Origin of the sequence: Caballeronia sp. LZ032 (genome assembly GCF_031451315.1) — a bacterium.
Classification (GTDB): Bacteria; Pseudomonadota; Gammaproteobacteria; order Burkholderiales; family Burkholderiaceae; genus Caballeronia.
Genome location: NZ_JARUXP010000001.1, coordinates 2,960,436 through 2,975,006, shown reverse-complemented (window position 1 = coordinate 2,975,006; position 14,571 = coordinate 2,960,436). Strand labels below are relative to the sequence as shown.

General features: G+C 64.4%; 18 protein-coding genes and 1 pseudogene. 12 read left to right on the top strand and 7 right to left on the bottom strand.

Annotated features, from left to right (window positions below):
- Window positions 1-3: 3 nt before the first annotated feature.
- Window positions 4-525 carry a hypothetical protein gene (locus QCE69_RS13965; RefSeq protein WP_309918948.1) on the bottom strand — a complete coding sequence of 174 codons (522 nt, stop codon included), beginning with the start codon at window positions 523-525 and terminating at the stop codon, window positions 4-6.
- Between the two features lie 356 nt (window positions 526-881).
- On the opposite strand from QCE69_RS13965, the gene QCE69_RS13960 reads away from it, so the two are divergent.
- The 7 genes from QCE69_RS13960 (at window position 882) to QCE69_RS13930 (ending at window position 6,235) form a co-directional block, all read left to right on the top strand.
- Window positions 882-1,859 carry an AAA family ATPase gene (locus tag QCE69_RS13960; RefSeq protein WP_309931195.1) on the top strand — a complete coding sequence of 326 codons (978 nt, stop codon included), beginning with the start codon at window positions 882-884 and terminating at the stop codon, window positions 1,857-1,859.
- A 185-nt stretch (window positions 1,860-2,044) separates the two neighbouring features.
- Window positions 2,045-3,145 (top strand): NAD(P)/FAD-dependent oxidoreductase, encoded by a 1,101-nt coding sequence (locus QCE69_RS13955; protein WP_309918945.1) that lies wholly within the window; start codon window positions 2,045-2,047, stop codon window positions 3,143-3,145.
- 131 nt (window positions 3,146-3,276) lie between these two features.
- Window positions 3,277-3,594 carry a high-potential iron-sulfur protein gene (locus tag QCE69_RS13950; RefSeq protein ID WP_309931192.1) on the top strand — a complete coding sequence of 106 codons (318 nt, stop codon included), beginning with the start codon at window positions 3,277-3,279 and terminating at the stop codon, window positions 3,592-3,594.
- 270 nt (window positions 3,595-3,864) lie between these two features.
- Window positions 3,865-5,154, top strand: coding sequence for an MFS transporter (locus tag QCE69_RS13945; protein WP_309810500.1), 1,290 nt, complete (start codon window positions 3,865-3,867; stop codon window positions 5,152-5,154).
- A 10-nt stretch (window positions 5,155-5,164) separates the two neighbouring features.
- Entirely contained in the window at window positions 5,165-5,476 is a 312-nt protein-coding gene (locus QCE69_RS13940) for a cupin domain-containing protein (protein ID WP_309810496.1), read from the top strand.
- Between the two features lie 91 nt (window positions 5,477-5,567).
- Window positions 5,568-5,966, top strand: coding sequence for a hypothetical protein (locus tag QCE69_RS13935; protein ID WP_309931190.1), 399 nt, complete (start codon window positions 5,568-5,570; stop codon window positions 5,964-5,966).
- Window positions 5,966-6,235, top strand: coding sequence for a Txe/YoeB family addiction module toxin (locus tag QCE69_RS13930; RefSeq protein WP_309931188.1), 270 nt, complete (start codon window positions 5,966-5,968; stop codon window positions 6,233-6,235). Before QCE69_RS13935 ends, QCE69_RS13930 begins: the two co-directional genes overlap by 1 nt.
- Window positions 6,236-6,256: 21 nt before the next feature.
- Here QCE69_RS13930 and QCE69_RS13925 read toward each other — a convergent pair whose 3' ends face one another.
- Window positions 6,257-6,526: a hypothetical protein gene (locus QCE69_RS13925; protein ID WP_309918937.1), complete on the bottom strand. Its 270-nt coding sequence runs from the start codon at window positions 6,524-6,526 to the stop codon at window positions 6,257-6,259.
- An 82-nt stretch (window positions 6,527-6,608) separates the two neighbouring features.
- The gene (locus QCE69_RS13920) at window positions 6,609-7,364 is read right to left on the bottom strand and encodes a Mut7-C RNAse domain-containing protein (protein ID WP_309931186.1); all 756 of its coding nucleotides are present in this window, start codon (window positions 7,362-7,364) and stop codon (window positions 6,609-6,611) included.
- Between the two features lie 52 nt (window positions 7,365-7,416).
- Here QCE69_RS13920 and QCE69_RS13915 point away from each other — a divergent pair, with 52 nt between their 5' ends.
- The 4 genes from QCE69_RS13915 to QCE69_RS13900 all read left to right on the top strand — a co-directional run bounded on the left by QCE69_RS13915 (window position 7,417) and on the right by QCE69_RS13900 (window position 10,046).
- On the top strand, window positions 7,417-8,331 hold the full coding sequence (locus tag QCE69_RS13915) for an NAD(P)-dependent oxidoreductase (RefSeq protein ID WP_309931652.1): 915 nt from the start codon (window positions 7,417-7,419) through the stop codon (window positions 8,329-8,331).
- A gap of 102 nt (window positions 8,332-8,433) precedes the next feature.
- A complete protein-coding gene (locus QCE69_RS13910; protein ID WP_309918931.1) occupies window positions 8,434-9,075 on the top strand; it encodes a LysE family translocator in 642 nt (213 codons plus the stop codon).
- Between the two features lie 163 nt (window positions 9,076-9,238).
- Window positions 9,239-9,673 carry a hypothetical protein gene (locus QCE69_RS13905; RefSeq protein ID WP_309931185.1) on the top strand — a complete coding sequence of 145 codons (435 nt, stop codon included), beginning with the start codon at window positions 9,239-9,241 and terminating at the stop codon, window positions 9,671-9,673.
- 7 nt (window positions 9,674-9,680) lie between these two features.
- Window positions 9,681-10,046, top strand: coding sequence for a response regulator (locus QCE69_RS13900; protein WP_309918921.1), 366 nt, complete (start codon window positions 9,681-9,683; stop codon window positions 10,044-10,046).
- 218 nt (window positions 10,047-10,264) lie between these two features.
- On the opposite strand, the gene argC is transcribed toward QCE69_RS13900, so the two are convergent.
- The 3 genes from argC to QCE69_RS13885 form a co-directional block, all read right to left on the bottom strand.
- Window positions 10,265-11,218 (bottom strand): N-acetyl-gamma-glutamyl-phosphate reductase, encoded by a 954-nt coding sequence (argC, locus tag QCE69_RS13895; protein WP_309931184.1) that lies wholly within the window; start codon window positions 11,216-11,218, stop codon window positions 10,265-10,267.
- Window positions 11,219-11,264: 46 nt separating this feature from the next.
- Window positions 11,265-11,897, bottom strand: a complete 633-nt coding sequence (locus QCE69_RS13890; RefSeq protein ID WP_309931651.1) for a flavodoxin family protein — start codon at window positions 11,895-11,897, stop codon at window positions 11,265-11,267.
- A gap of 182 nt (window positions 11,898-12,079) precedes the next feature.
- Window positions 12,080-12,670: a YbhB/YbcL family Raf kinase inhibitor-like protein gene (locus QCE69_RS13885; protein ID WP_309918915.1), complete on the bottom strand. Its 591-nt coding sequence runs from the start codon at window positions 12,668-12,670 to the stop codon at window positions 12,080-12,082.
- Between the two features lie 287 nt (window positions 12,671-12,957).
- Here QCE69_RS13885 and QCE69_RS13880 point away from each other — a divergent pair.
- Window positions 12,958-13,672, top strand: a pseudogene (locus tag QCE69_RS13880) (response regulator).
- Window positions 13,673-13,791: 119 nt separating this feature from the next.
- On the opposite strand, the gene QCE69_RS13875 reads toward QCE69_RS13880, so the two are convergent.
- Window positions 13,792-14,478 carry an orotate phosphoribosyltransferase gene (locus QCE69_RS13875; protein WP_309810461.1) on the bottom strand — a complete coding sequence of 229 codons (687 nt, stop codon included), beginning with the start codon at window positions 14,476-14,478 and terminating at the stop codon, window positions 13,792-13,794.
- Between the last annotated feature and the right edge of the window lie 93 nt (window positions 14,479-14,571).

Genomic DNA, 14,571 nt, shown 5'->3' with positions numbered 1-14,571 from the left:
TTGTCATTGCGCCGCCGTGGAAGCGGGGAGCGTCGCGCGCACCCGGTAGGCGAGCGACGGATTGCTGTCGATGATCTGCCATTGTCCCCATTCGCCCGGCTTGAGCACGAGCCCCGGATGCGCGCCGCTTACCTGGCGCGGCACCGGCGGCAGCTTGCAGCCGGATGGTGACGCGCGCGTGCTGTCGTCCTGCAGGGTTTCCTGGGCGTCGATGGCGAGCGTGATGTCATCGGCGCTGGCGTGGGTCGGGGAGACGGTGAGCGTGCGTTGCAGATCGATCTCGCCCGCGGGTTGATCCGCGCAGCCCACGCGGTTCTGCACCTTGTTGTGATGCGTTTCCGTGCGGGCCTGTCCGACGTTCGTCGTGCCGGAGAAGCTGTCGATCTGCTGCCCGTCGCGCACGACCTGCAGTTCCCACTGCACCGGCTGCGGCGCCGTGCTCTGCGCGCAGGCGCTGAAGGCGGCGAGGCCGGCTCCTGTCGCAAGCGCGAGTTGTACAAAGGCGGTTCGTATCGTTGTAGGCATTGAAAGCGGCTCCTGCGCGCGGACTGTTCGGATGGCGGCGCGCCCGGCGGGCGGCCGCTGGATCGGCGTTCCTCGGCAACTTCCTCTGACACGGCGGCACGGCGCCGGTTCAGCGCGCCGCTGAAACACGCACGTGGGGCTGACCTGTACATCGCTCAACCCCGGCACCTGAAAGAGCATGTTTCGAACCCGCCCGCCGCGCGATCCCGACGATGATACTAGCCCACGCAAAACGCGGCTCTGTCGGTGAGGCCCTGTGCTTTGGATTGGCAGCACACGCGCGAGACTGCTCGCTTGCGCGGCCTTTTGGCGTCGCTACACTGGACTCACCGACCAGAACAAAGACGGGGTGCGACATGACGACGGCCGTGGTGAAACAGGAACTCGCGGTGGCATCGTTCAGCAAGGTCTACAGTCTCGACGACGTGGAGACCGCGCTCAACGAGTTGTCCGAGGGCGCAAGCGAAGCCTTGCGCGCCACCTACGAAAAAATGCTCAAGGTAGGCAATCTGCGCTTCTGCGTGAAGCCGAACCGCATGCCGTCCATCGACGACCTCGCGGCCAGCCTGCCGAATTTCGAGGAGCCGCTCGACGACATCCGCAAGCAGATCGCGCTGTGTCTCGAAACCGATGACCGGCTCGAACTCATGCCCATGCTGCTGCTCGGCGAACCGGGCATCGGCAAGACGCATTTCGCGAAACAACTGGCGCGGCTGCTCGGCACGACGTCTCACTATGTGGCGATGAGTTCGCTGACGGCCGGCTGGATCCTGTCGGGGGCGTCGTCGCAATGGCGCAATGCGAAGCCGGGCAAGGTCTTCGATGCCCTTGTGAACGGCAGCTATGCAAACCCCGTGATGACCGTCGATGAAATCGACAAGGCCACCGGCGACGCGCAATACGATCCGCTCGGCGCGCTGTACGCGCTGCTGGAGCACGACACGGCGCAGAGCTTCATCGACGAATTCGCCGAAGTGCCGGTGAACGCGGGCAACGTGGTGTGGATCGCCACCGCGAACGACGCGCGCGCGATTCCCGAGCCGCTGCTGAACCGCATGAACGTGTACGAGATTCCGCCGCCCGACCGGGACGGTGCGCGTCGCATCGCTCAGGCGATCTACGCCGAGATCCGCGAGGCACACGCATGGGGCGCGCGCTTCCCGGAAACCCTCGGGGATGCGCCGCTCGACGCGCTCACGCGGGCGTCGCCGCGCGGCATGCGGCGGGCGATGCTGAATGCATTCGGCAATGCGCGTATCGATGGCCGGCATCACGTCGACGCGCGCGACATCCATCTCGACCGTCATTCGCACAAGAAAGCCATGGGTTTCTGAAAAGTCGAAAATGGCGAAATTGCCAAAAACGCTCCAAAAACCTGGCAATTTCGACATTTGGCGGCCAGATTCTTGCCTTTTTCCGAATTGCACCGGAAAACGATCCTAGTCGTGTGGGTTTGTTGTGTATTGCGCAATAGTCCCGAACGTAGAATAGCCAGGACGGAATGTGCGACGGACAAGACATGGATCGGATCGAGTGTGTGGTCATCGGCGCGGGCGCAGTGGGACTGGCCATCGCCCGCGCGCTGGCCTTGCGCGGGCGTGAGGTCATCGTGCTGGAGGCGGGGGAGGGGATCGGCATCGGCACGAGTTCGCGCAACAGCGAAGTCATCCATGCAGGCATCTATTACCCGCGCGGCTCGCTGAAGGCCGAACTCTGCGTGCGCGGCCGCGACATGCTGTATGACTTCTGCCGCGCGCATGGCGTGCCGCACCGGCAATGCGGCAAGCTGCTGGTGGCCACGGCGCGCAACCAGGTGCCGCAACTCGCGGCGCTGGAGCACAAGGGCACCGAAAACCGCGTGAAGGGTCTGGTGCGCATCAGCGCCGCCCAGGCGAAGGAAATGGAGCCGCAGCTGGAGTGCGTCGAGGCGGTCTTCTCGCCGCTCACCGGCATCGTCGACAGTCATCAATACATGCTCGCGCTGCAAGGCGAGGCCGAGCAGCACGGCGCGAACGTCGTGTTCCATACGCCGGTCACCAGCATCGATGCGCGCGAGGGCTGCTTCATCGTCGAGACGGGCGGCGCGTCGCCGGCGCGTTTCCGGGCGTCGTATCTGATCAACAGCGCCGGCCTGCACGCGAACGAAATCGCAAGTTCGATCCGCGGCCTGGATGACCGTCACGTGCCGCCGCTCTACTTCGCGAAGGGCAACTACTTCAGCGTGAGCGCCCGTACGCCCTTCGAGCGGCTCATCTACCCGATGCCCAACGAAGCCGGCCTGGGCGTTCATCTGACGATCGATCTCGGCGGCCAGGCGAAATTCGGCCCGGACGTCGAATGGGTGCCGACGCTCAACTACGATGTCGATCCGCGCCGCGCCGACTCGTTCTATGCCGCCATCCGCGCGTACTGGCCGGGCTTGCCCGACGATGCGCTGCAACCCGCCTACGCCGGCATCCGGCCGAAGCTCTCGGGACCGGGCCAGGCCGCCGCTGATTTCATGATCCAGGGCAAGTCCGCGCATGGCGTGCCGGGGCTCGTGAACCTGTACGGCATCGAGTCGCCGGGACTGACGGCATCGCTTGCGATCGGCGAGCGCGTGGCCGACATGACGCGCTAGATTACGGACGGCTTTCCGTCGATTCTTATCTCCGGCATTTGAGGTCCTCGACCCGCTTCCAGGTTGTTATGCTCGGTTGTCGCCGTCGCCAAGAACGGCGCAACCCCCAATACACCATGGAGTGAGTCACCATGAAGACATCACGTCGCACGTTCATTCTGACCAGCGTGGGCGTCGCCTCGACGCTCGCGCTCGGCGCCCGCACCGCGTTCGCCGCGGATGCGGCGAAGGTTACGGAGAGCGATCCCACCGCACAGGCGCTCGGCTACAAGGAAGACGCCAGCAAGGTGGACAAGGCCAAGTACGCGAGATATGCCGCCGGGCAGGACTGCGGCAACTGCCAGTTCTATCAGGGCAAGCCGACCGACGCCTACGCGCCGTGCCCGATGTTCAGCAACAAGCAGGTTGCGTCGAAGGGCTGGTGCAGTGCCTATGTGAAGAAGGCGTAACACGCCTCGCGACACCCCGCGCAGCGAACCGAAGCGCGCCCGGCCGCAAGTCCGGGCGCGCTTTTTCGTGTGCGCGATTCGCTTGATCGCGGATTAAGGCGTCTTTACACTCGCGAGGAAAAATCAGCCGCGCGTGCGAATCGGTGCAACAAAACGCGGACGGCACGAGACCAGCGGGGCCATGTTTCGAAGCCGCAACCGCAGCCGCAGCCCGACGCATGACGCCCGCATCCATGGCAATCATCGCAACCATCGACCTCAGGGGAACGCATGCCCGCCAGACCACTGAACGCGCGCGCCGTGACGGCGGCTGTCATCGGCAACGCACTGGAGTGGTACGACTTCACGGTATTCGGCTTCATGACGGTCGTCATCGCGCGGCTGTTCTTCCCGAGCGCGAGCGACTATTCCTCGATTCTCCTGACCACCGCGACGTTCGGCGTCGCGTTCGTCATGCGGCCGGTGGGCGGCATCGTGCTGGGCCTCTATGCGGATCGCGCCGGCCGCAAGGCGGCGCTGACGCTGGTCATCGGCCTGATGACGCTGGGCATCTTCCTGCTGGCCATCGCGCCGCCGTACTCGGCAATCGGCATCGGCGCGCCGCTCGTCATCGTGTTCGCGCGGCTGCTGCAAGGGTTCTCGGCGGGCGGCGAGTTCGGCAGCTCGACCGCGTTGCTGATCGAGGCAGCGCCTTTCTCGAAGCGCGGTCTCTATGGCAGTTTCCAGATGGCGAGCCAGGCGGCGTCGCTGCTGCTCGGTGCGCTCGTCGGCGCGGCGATCACGCGCGGGCTGTCTCCGCAGGCGCTCGATGCCTGGGGCTGGCGGGTGCCGTTCATCTTCGGGCTGATCATCGGTCCGATCGGCCTGTACATTCGCCGCAGCATGTCCGACACCGAAGCCTTCCTGCACGCGCGCAAGACCGCGCGGCGCGCGACGCTCGGCGAGGTCTTCGGCAGCCATGGCCGCGAAGTGCTGTGCGGGCTCGGCGCCGTGGTCGCGCTGACGGTGACGGTGTATGTGCTGATCGCCTATCTGCCGACCTTCGCCGTCAAGCAACTGAAGCTGCCGCTCGGCCAGTCGTTCACGGCGCTGATCGTCGGCAATCTGCTGCTGACGGTGTTGTCGCCGATCGCGGGCGCGTGGTCTGACCGCATCGGGCGCAAGGGTTTGTCGCTGTGGTCGCTCGGCATCACGTTCGTCGTGATCTATCCGCTGTTCGCGTGGCTCGCGGCCGAGCCCAGCGTGCTGCGGCTCGTGATCGTTCAGGCGCTGCTGTCGATCGCGCTCTCGGGCTACTATGGACCGTTCGGCGCGCTCATCGCCGAGCTGTTTCCCGCGCACATCCGCTCGACCGGACTCTCGCTCGCGTACAACATCGCGGTGATGATCTTCGGCGGCTTCGGACAGTTCATCGTGACCTGGCTGATCCGCGTCACGGACTCTCAACTCGCGCCCACCTTCTATGTGATGGGCGGACTCGCGCTCTCGTTGATCGCGGTGGCGTGCATTCCCGCGACGCGCCACGCGGATGTCGACGAAGCGCGCGATCTCAATCGCTAGGCGGTATCGAATGAAAGTGATCGAAAGCGGCAAGTTCAAGGCGGAGCGCGCGTGGGGCGCGCTCGACATCTGCGTGATGAACGGCACCTCGTGCCGGCTGCACTGGACCGACACGCCCTACAAGTGGCACGTCAACGACGGCGAGGAAGTGTTCGCCGTGATGCAGGGCGAAGTGCGCATGCATGTGCGCGGTCCCGAGGGCGAACGCGTGCTCACGTTGCGCGCCGGCGATATCTTCCACGCGCAGGCCGGCGACGAACACTGCGCCGAACCGGTCGGCGAGGCGCGCATTCTGGTGATCGAAAAAGAGGGAAGCGTCTGAAAAAGCGCTGGCCGTTCGGACAGGTGGCGCGCTGAGGCGGCCGCCGGTGATACTGTGCCCGTCGATGTGCGATTCACGTGCGAGGGCAGACATGGTCAGGACGGTTGAGTTGATCGAGCGCGAGTACGAAGCGGCGCGTGCGGCTGATCGGCTGGGCGAATGGGGAACCCTGCCGCTGCTCGAATCGGAAGAACTCGTCGTGATGTCGGTGCAGGCGCTGGCGCGCATCGCATGGCGCGTGGAAGAAGCGGAGCGGGAGCTGGACAAGCGCTTGATCGAGGAGTCGTTTGCGTGGTTCGAGTCGCTTGGCTATACGGAGGAGATATTGCTCTCTCCGGAAGATTTCCAGGGCGATGGTTCGACCACGAGGTCACGCGCTACGGTGGAATCTGACGCGCCGCGAAGCGCAGGCCAGGCGAAAGGACTGAAGACCGCGTTCGCCGGCTTTCTCGGAACGCTGTTCGCCAGACGCTCCGGGCAGGCCGGATGATGGCGCGCAGCATTCAGTTCTCGAAGCCAAGCTGGCATCACTACCATGCCTGGCGCGTGTCGGACGCGAAGATCTTCGAAAAAGTGACCGGGCTGATCAACGAGTGCTGCCGCAGCCCGTTCGCAGGACAGGGCAAGCCGGAACCGTTGCGCTACAGGAAGGCGTGGGTGCGTCGCATCGACGGGAAGCATCGCTTCGTCTATCACGTCACGGACGCGCAGCTTCTGATTTACAGCTGTCGCGGGCGCTGTGAAGACGAAGACAGTTAGCGTCCGCAACCGCGCCGGACCTTATCGTTCGAGCCCCGCCTTCACCAGCAATTCCGCCAGCACGTCGGTCATGTCGCCTTCGTGGGCCTCCGCGCGCTCCTTCAACTGCTTGACGAGCTTCTCGTCCAGCTTGCAGGCGAACGGCACGAGACCCTTGGCCTGATCGAGCTTGCGCTGTTCGCGGCGATCCAGCTTTGCTTCGTCAGCGGCACCGATGCGGTTCTTTCCGCCCTGTTTGAGGTCGTTGGCAAGCTTGAATGCCTTGGTTTGTTCCAGCTGGAATTTGTTCACGCGATGCTCCGGGGCGGTTTGTTGCCAAAGTCTCGTATTGTACGGAACACGCAGTGGCCACCCGCGAAAAGCGTCGTGACCGTTAACGGTCCGCGTCGGCCAATGCGTCGATGCGCGCCCGCATGCGGCGCCAGTGTGAGCCTTCCCAGAACACGCGGCGGCATACGTCGCAGGTGACAAAGCGCGTATGCCGCTCCCGCACGCCATCGGGCACACGGCCGTCGATCTCGCCCGGGCCGGCCGGACGCAACGGCGCATTGCACATCAGGCACAGCCGGAACGGCCGCGCGTGCGGCGCCAGGGCCAGCCTGTCCGCCAGCTCGTGCCATTGATCGTCGGCCTGTAACGCGCGCACATAGCAGCCGTACAGCACCGTGCGACGCTTGAGCAATTCGCGGTCGCGCGTCAGCACGATGCGGCTCTCCGCCTGTGCAAGCCGCTCGATTTCCTCGTCGGGGAAGTTGTTGTCGTAGCGCGTATCGAAACCGGCGAGCCGCAGCAATTGCGCGAGACCACCGAGATGCGCATCGGCGATGAAGCGCAGATCGGCGGCACGCAGCGGCGGGCGCAACAGCAGTCCGCCACTGGCCATGTCCGTTGCCGCGCGCCTCGCCGGATGGATCTCGATGAGATCGTCCGGTTCGATCTGCGCGTCGAAGCCCACCGGCCCGCCGTTCCTCAGGATCGCTCCCACTTCCGTGTGTGGCACGCCAAGCGCCTCGATCACATGCTTGGCCGAGGACGTCGGCGCGAACTGGCACGCGAACGTGCGCCCGCGCTGCGGCCGCGCGAGGAAGTCGTTCAATTCGCCGTGAAAGTGAAAGCGCGCCTCGACCATGCGGGCAGTATCGCATCGGGCGCTCCGGCGCGCTGCCGGTCGATGTGCTTAACTGAGGCTCGAACCGAAACGGGCCACGAAGGAGTCATGGAACATGGATATCGGATTTATCGGACTGGGCGAGATGGGCGGCGCGATGGCGAGCAACGCGCTGAAGGCCGGGCACACGGTGCGCGTGTGGAACCGTTCGCGCGACAAGACCCGTGCGCTCGCGGACCAGGGTGCATCGGTGGTGGATACGCCTGAACAGGCCTTCGCCGGCGACGCCGCGTTCTCCATGCTGGCCGACGATCACGCGCTGCGTTCCGTGCTCGTCGACGGCGCCTTGTTGCGGCGCGCGCCGAAGGGGCTCGTGCACGTGAACATGGCCACGATTTCAGCGGCGCTCGCCGTCGAACTGACGGAGCTGCACGCGCAGCACGGCATTGCGTACGTTGCCGCGCCCGTGCTCGGGCGACCCGACGTCGCGGCGGCAGGCAAGCTCAACATCCTTGCGGCGGGCGCGGCTGACGCGATCGATCGCGTGCAGCCGGTGCTCGACGTGCTCGGCCAGAAGACCTGGCGCGTCGGCGATGAACCGCAGCACGCCAACGTGCTCAAGCTCGCGGCGAATTTCATGCTGGCCTCGGCGATCGAGTCGTTCGGCGAAGCGGCCGCGCTGGTGACCGGCCACGGCGTGGCGTCCCGGACCCTGCTCGATGTCATCACGAACTCGCTGTTTCCGGGACCGGTGTACGCGGGCTACGGCAAGATGATCGCCGAGCAGCGCTATGAGCCGGCGCTCTTCAAGGCACGGCTTGGCTTGAAGGATGTACGCCTGGCCATCGCCGCCGGCGAGGCTGTCAATGTGCCGCTGCCCGTGGCAAGCGTCGTGCGCGACAACCTCGTCGATGCCCTTGCGCACGGCGACGGCGAGAAGGATTTCGCCGTGCTCGGTCAGGTGGCGGCGCGTCGGGCGGGACGCTGAAGGCTGGCTTTTTCACTCGGACAGCGCGTCTTCGGGATTTGCTTGCGCCGCTTCTCGCGGACGGCATAATGCGGATCCCTTTCCCTCTTCCGCTGCGCCGCAATGAACCTGCATGTCTGGTGGCTGTTCGTCGCCACTGTATTCGTCGTCTCCGCGATTCCCGGTCCCAACATGCTGCTCGTGATGACGCATGGCGCGCGTCACGGCCTCAGACGCTCGACCGCGACGATGGCCGGCTGTCTCGCCGCGCTGATCGCCATGCTGTCGGTATCGGCGGCGGGGCTGGGGGTGTTCCTCGAAGCCTGGCCACGTCTCTTCGATACCTTGCGCATGCTCGGCGCGGCTTATCTCGTCTGGCTCGGGGTGAAAAGCTGGCGCGCGAAAACCGGCGTGGTCGAGATCCGCGACGAAACTGACAGCGCCGGGCAGACCGTCCATTCGCCGCGTCGGTTCGGGCTCTTTCGCAATGGCTTCTTCGTAGCCGGCAGCAATCCGAAGGCGATCCTTTTCGCGGCGGCGCTGCTGCCGCAGTTCATCGATGCAAGCCATCCCGTTCTGCCGCAATTCGCGGTGCTTGTTTCGACTTTCGCGGTCATCGAGGTGAGCTGGTACGCGGTCTATGCGGGCTTGGGTGCGCGCATTGGCGACCGGCTCAGGAGCGCAAGCGTCGCGCAGGCCTTCAACCGTCTGACGGGCGGGGTGTTCGTCGGCTTCGGCGCGATGATGGCGCTGGTGCGCCACTGAGTGCTGCTGGACCAATCGTCTGCTCGAACGGGTGCACGATTTGCTCCAACAGGCATGCTTCATTCGGCTTCGAACAGACATTCGCTTTCGCCGGGCGGATAGTGGCGCTCGTCCGCCGGTAGGCGGCGAACCCAACAAGAACAGACAAAAAAGGAGACGCCTGATGCATTTCACTGTCCGACGCGTAACGCTGCTCGCGCTTGCCGGCGCCGCGCTTGCGCTGGCTTCGACCGCCCGGGCGGACGACTCGCCCAGTCCCTGTAGCGCGCTGAAGCGCATCGTGGCCGCCGCGCCCAATTTCGCGTCGCTGTCGGCGCTCGATGGCCGTCCCATCGCATTGCCCTACGGCGACGACGCGCAGTGCGCCGCGTCGCAGTCGAACTATCGCTGCACCTGGACGCCGCATGGCGGCGCGAGCGCCGATGCATTGCAGGGCGTTGCGGCGGACATCGCGGCCTGTCTTCCGGACGCGACGCACGATCAGAATTCGCCCGCCCGCCAGCATTTCTACCTCGGCGCACGCGGTGCGCGCACCAGCATTACGGCGGCGCAAGCCGGGTCGAACCGGCTGAAACTCGAAATTTCCGGAACACGCTGAGGCCATCGTGAGCAAGCGCATCCTCATAGCCGATGACGACGACGATGCGCTCGCAGGCCTCGCGAACCTGCTGACCGCGATGGGTCACGAAGTGGCGCTGGCGGGAAACGGGGCGCAGGCGGTGGAAGTGGCCGCGCAGTTCGCGCCGGATGTGGTGATCCTGGATCTGGGCATGCCGATGGTCGACGGTCTGGCGGCGGCGCGCGAGCTGCGGCTTTTGCCGCACGGCCACGCGATCATGCTGGTGGCGCTGACCGGCTGGGGGCAACCGCAGCATCGCGAGATGACGCTCGACGCCGGTTTCGACGTGCATCTCGTCAAGCCGATTGCTGCGGATCAGCTGCAATTCATCCTGTCGATGACACAGCCGTGAAGGCAGGACTGTGGAACCGGCGCAACAGCGTATGTTGCGTTGCATCATAAGCGCCGGTATAGTCGCTCCTGTCTCCTCCATGTCTCCATTGATATGGATTCAGCCCGCCAACTCGGCGGGCTTTTTTTATCTGCGGCCTTTGATGCTGCTACGCACCAGACAACTAAAAGGCCCGTCACATTGAAGTGGACCGGCCTTTTCTCATCCCGCAGCGGCAATCAGCGCGCGAGACCCGCTTCTTCGTCAGCGCCGATAGCCAGGTTCATGCACTGGATCGCCGCGCCCGACGCGCCCTTGCCCAGATTATCGAGCCGCGCCACGGTGACGAAGCGCTCATCGTTGCCGAACACGAAGATATCGACGCGATTCGTGTCGTTGCAGGCCTGCACGTCGAAGAAACCGGCGTCGAGGTTGCTGTCGGCGTCGAACGGCATCACGCGGACGAACGGCTCGTTGTTGTAGTACTCGGCGAGCACGTCGCGCACGTCCTGCGGCCTGGCGGGACGCGTGAGCTGGTCGGGCGAAAAGTACGTCGTGACGGCCAAGCCCTTGAGGAACGGACCGACGATCGGCGTGAAGACCGGCGCGCGCTTCAGTCCCGTGCGCACCGACATCTCCGGCAAATGCTTGTGCGTCAGGCCGAGCGCGTAGGCGCGCGGACTCATCAGCAGTTCATTGCCGCCCGCTTCATACTCCGCGATCATTTTCTTGCCGCCGCCGCTGTAGCCGGTGATGGAGTAGGCGTGGGCATCGAAATCGGCGGAGACGAGTCCGCTCGCGACCAGCGGCTGCACCGACAGCACGAATGCTGAAGCATGGCAGCCCGGCACCGCGATCCGTTTCGCCGTGCGCAGGCGTTCGCGCTGCGCGCGCGCCAGTTCCGGCAGGCCGTAGGCCCAGTCGTCCTGGGTACGGAACGCGGTGCTCGCGTCGATCATCACGGTGCGCGTGTTGCCGGAATCGACGAGTGAAACCGATTCGCGCGACGCGACATCCGGCAGACACAGGAACGTCACATCGGAGGCATTGATGAGGCGACGGCGCTCCTCGACGTCCTTGCGCTTCGCATCCTCGATGCGCAACACCTCGATGTCACGGCGTTGCGACAGATATTCGAAAATCTTCAGGCCGGTGGTGCCTTCCTGTCCGTCGACAAATACTTTCGTGGTCATCTCGATCTCGCTGGTTCGTGCGGCCGCTCGCCGCAAAACCGCTATTTTAAGGCGATTCCGAGGCTGCCTCATGTCCGCCGCTTCCGCCGCTTCCGCCGCTTTCCGAGGCGGACGCATTGCCGGTCCAGCGAGCGGTCACGGCCGCGATGCGCGCGCCGAATGCCTTCGCGGTTTCGAGGTCGCCGGGCGGCGGCGCTTCATCAGGCGACGCGTCCGCGGGCGATTGCGTCAGCAAGCCCGTGAAGCCGCCGATGAAGTTCAGGTCGTTGCGGGTGGCCGCCTTCGTGTTCGACGGCATCATGCCGGTGCCGGCCCAGATCATGCCGTGCTGCATCGCCAGGGTGACGAAGTAGGAGATGGTCAGGAACTTGTCGCCGTTCATGTGCGCGGAATTGGTGAAGCCCGCCGCGATCTTGTCCTTCCACTTCTGCGCGAACCAGGGTTTGGAGCTGGCGTCGGCGAATTTCTTGAAGTCGGCGGACGGTCCGCCCATGTACGTGGGCGCGCCGAAGACGATGGCATCGGCGGCGTCGAGGTCGTTCCACGCGGCGTCGTCGAGATCCGCGACGGCGATCAGCTTGACGCTCGCGCCCGCTTCGGTCGCGCCGGCGAGCACGGCTTCGGCAACCTTTTTCGTGTGGCCGTAGCCGCTGTGATAGACGATGGCAATAGTCGGCATGATGGCCTTGTGTCTGTCCACGTCGGCCAGCCGGCGGTCAGCATGCATGGGAGGGCGCCAGCGCGCCTTGCCGGAATGTGACGCCGCCGGACGGTGGAGATCGGTGGGGAAGGGTTCCGGCCAGTCTAGCAAAGTCGGCCGAAGGCTTACCGGCGCGACCGCACGGTTCGCGAACGCTGTGGTCAGCGGCCGTAACTGAAAGTCAGCTGCGCAGTGGCAATGGCCATCGTGCGGATCTCATGCTCGAACATCAGCGCCGGGGTGCCCTGGCGCAGCCGCAGGTCGTCGCTGTCGAGCGCGTACACCGTCACCACGTAGCGGTGCGCCTTGCCGGGCGGCGGGCAGGGGCCGCCGTAGCCGTCGGTGTCCCAGTCGTTGCGGGCTTCGATCGCGCCCATCTTGCGCAGCACGCCCGATGCGCTCGCGTTGTTCGGCAGGCGCTCGGTGCCGCCGGGAATGCCCGCGACCGCCCAGTGCCACCAGCCGCGCCCGGGCGCGTCCGGATCGAAGATGGTCACCGCGAAGCTGCGCGTGTTCGCCGGCGCGCCGCGCCAGGAAATCTGCGGCGAGCGGTTGCCGCCCGTGCAGCCGGCCTGGTCGAACAGGAGATCGCGCCCGATCGGCTTGCCCGGCGCGAGATCCGTGCTGGTCACGGTAAAGCCGGCGTCGGCCGCCGCTGCGCGTGAAAAAGGCAGCGCCGCAGCAGCGCCGAGGATGAAAAGGACAGATGCGACCAGGCCACTCGATTCCCCGCTTCGACCAGTAAGGCGCATGGGCCGGACTCCTTTCAAAATCGTTGCGGTTAATCTGCGATTCGCTGACCGAAACGACGTTTTTTGTCTCATGGATGCGCTTCTTGACAGGTTGCAGTTTAACATTGCAACAAAGGTTTAAAGCCTTTATCGCTTGATACTTAGCCAGTGGCCTGGGTTTGTTTGCTTTTGGGCGGAAAGCGAGCGGGATGGCGAGGCCGGTCTTTTCCGAACATTTTGAATGAAAAAATGAATAATTCGATGCAAATTCGCGCGGCACGCAAACCATCCATTTACGGGAGATTTGAATGAGCCAGCGAATAACCGTCATCATTGCAGACGATCATCCAGTGATTTTGTTTGGCGCCACGCAGGCGCTCAGCAAGTTTCCCGAAAATCGATGTTGTGGGCCAGGCGCGCCAGTCGACCGAACTCATCCAGCTCCTGCAGAAGACGCCCTGCGACGTCCTCGTGACCGATCTCGCCATGCCCGGTGGCTCGTACGGCGACGGCATGCCGCTGCTCGGCTATATCGGGCGGCAGTTTCCGCGCGTGAAGCTCGTGGTGCTGACCATGCTCGAGAATCCGGCGCTGCTCAAGCGTCTGCGCGAGGTGGGCGTCATGTCCATCATCAACAAGGCCGACGACATGAACCACATCGGCTGGGCCATCCAGCACGTGATGCGAGCCCAGGAGTATCTCGGTCCGTCTGTCAAGGCAGCGCTCGACAGCATGGGCCTCGCCACGAACGGACAGCAGCGCGGCGTGATTCTGTCGAAACGCGAACTGGAGGTCGTGCGCCTGTTTGTCTCGGGCATGACCATTACGGAAATCGCCGCGCAGTTACGGCGCAGTATCAAGACCATCAGCACGCAAAAGAATACGGCCATGCGAAAACTCGGCATCGAACGCGATTCCGAATTGTTTCAATATGCACAGAGCAACGGATTGATGAATCTCTCGGCCTATTCCGGCGACGGCAGTATCGACGATTCTCCGATTTCAAGCTCGCACACGCTGTAAGCGCGGTATCGCGAAATAAATAAAAAAGCCGCTGAGTCAGTCAGCGGCTTTTTTTCGGCGTTTTTCTGCCAGCAGCTTTTGCCTGGCTTTTGCTTTTATGCAGCCTTCAAAAAAAACGCTTATTGCGGAGCAGCGGTCGCGCCGCCGTGAGCAGCCGACCATTCGGCGGGCGAATGCAGAAATTTCTCGACTTCGTCCAGCGTCTTGGTTTCGAAGTAACCCTGCTCCTTGGCGACACGCAGGACGTCCCACCACGTGGCGAGCGCGTGCAGGTCGACGTCGATGTCCTTCAAGACCGACACGCTTTCCTTGAAGATGTTGTAGTGGAACAGCACGAAGCAGTGATTCACGGTCGCGCCGGCGGTGCGCAGCGCGTTGATGAAGTTGATCTTGCTGCGGCTGTCGGTCGTCAGGTCTTCGACCAGCAGCACACGCTGGCCTTCCGTCAGCAAACCTTCGATCTGCGCATTGCGTCCGAAGCCCTTCGGCTTCTTGCGGACGTATTGCATCGGCACCATCAGGCGGTCGGCGATCCACGCGGCGAACGGAATGCCGGCCGTTTCGCCGCCCGCGACCGCGTCGATCTGCTCGTAGCCGACGTCGCGCAGGATGGTCGACTCGGCCATTTCCATCAGGCCGCGGCGCACGCGCGGGTAGGAGATCAGCTTGCGGCAATCGATATACACCGGGCTCGCCCAGCCGGACGTGAAGATGTACGGTTTTTCCGCGTTGAAGTGCACCGCCTGGACTTCGAGGAGCATCTTGGCGGTGGTGTCGGAGATCGTCTGGCGATCGAAGCCTGTCATGGGCGAATCCTTGGACTTGATATGACGCTTGCTGAGCGTGGAGGCGGCCGTGAGGGCCTTCGGCGCGGGTTCGGCGCGGGTTCGGCGCGGGTT

Bases quoted from the DNA above. Each gene is read 5' to 3' on its own strand.
- QCE69_RS13950 (WP_309931192.1), top strand. From the start codon at position 3,277: ATGAAGACATCACGTCGCACGTTCATTCTGACCAGCGTGGGCGTCGCC.
- QCE69_RS13945 (WP_309810500.1), top strand. From the start codon at position 3,865: ATGCCCGCCAGACCACTGAACGCGCGCGCCGTGACGGCGGCTGTCATC.
- QCE69_RS13930 (WP_309931188.1), top strand. From the start codon at position 5,966: ATGGCGCGCAGCATTCAGTTCTCGAAGCCAAGCTGGCATCACTACCAT.
- QCE69_RS13935 (WP_309931190.1), top strand. From the start codon at position 5,568: ATGGTCAGGACGGTTGAGTTGATCGAGCGCGAGTACGAAGCGGCGCGT.
- QCE69_RS13875 (WP_309810461.1), bottom strand. From the start codon at position 14,478: ATGACAGGCTTCGATCGCCAGACGATCTCCGACACCACCGCCAAGATG.
- argC (WP_309931184.1), bottom strand. From the start codon at position 11,218: ATGACCACGAAAGTATTTGTCGACGGACAGGAAGGCACCACCGGCCTG.
- QCE69_RS13885 (WP_309918915.1), bottom strand. From the start codon at position 12,670: ATGCGCCTTACTGGTCGAAGCGGGGAATCGAGTGGCCTGGTCGCATCT.
- QCE69_RS13905 (WP_309931185.1), top strand. From the start codon at position 9,239: ATGCATTTCACTGTCCGACGCGTAACGCTGCTCGCGCTTGCCGGCGCC.
- QCE69_RS13960 (WP_309931195.1), top strand. From the start codon at position 882: ATGACGACGGCCGTGGTGAAACAGGAACTCGCGGTGGCATCGTTCAGC.
- QCE69_RS13965 (WP_309918948.1), bottom strand. From the start codon at position 525: ATGCCTACAACGATACGAACCGCCTTTGTACAACTCGCGCTTGCGACA.
- QCE69_RS13940 (WP_309810496.1), top strand. From the start codon at position 5,165: ATGAAAGTGATCGAAAGCGGCAAGTTCAAGGCGGAGCGCGCGTGGGGC.
- QCE69_RS13890 (WP_309931651.1), bottom strand. From the start codon at position 11,897: ATGCCGACTATTGCCATCGTCTATCACAGCGGCTACGGCCACACGAAA.
- QCE69_RS13910 (WP_309918931.1), top strand. From the start codon at position 8,434: ATGAACCTGCATGTCTGGTGGCTGTTCGTCGCCACTGTATTCGTCGTC.
- QCE69_RS13955 (WP_309918945.1), top strand. From the start codon at position 2,045: ATGGATCGGATCGAGTGTGTGGTCATCGGCGCGGGCGCAGTGGGACTG.
- QCE69_RS13920 (WP_309931186.1), bottom strand. From the start codon at position 7,364: ATGGTCGAGGCGCGCTTTCACTTTCACGGCGAATTGAACGACTTCCTC.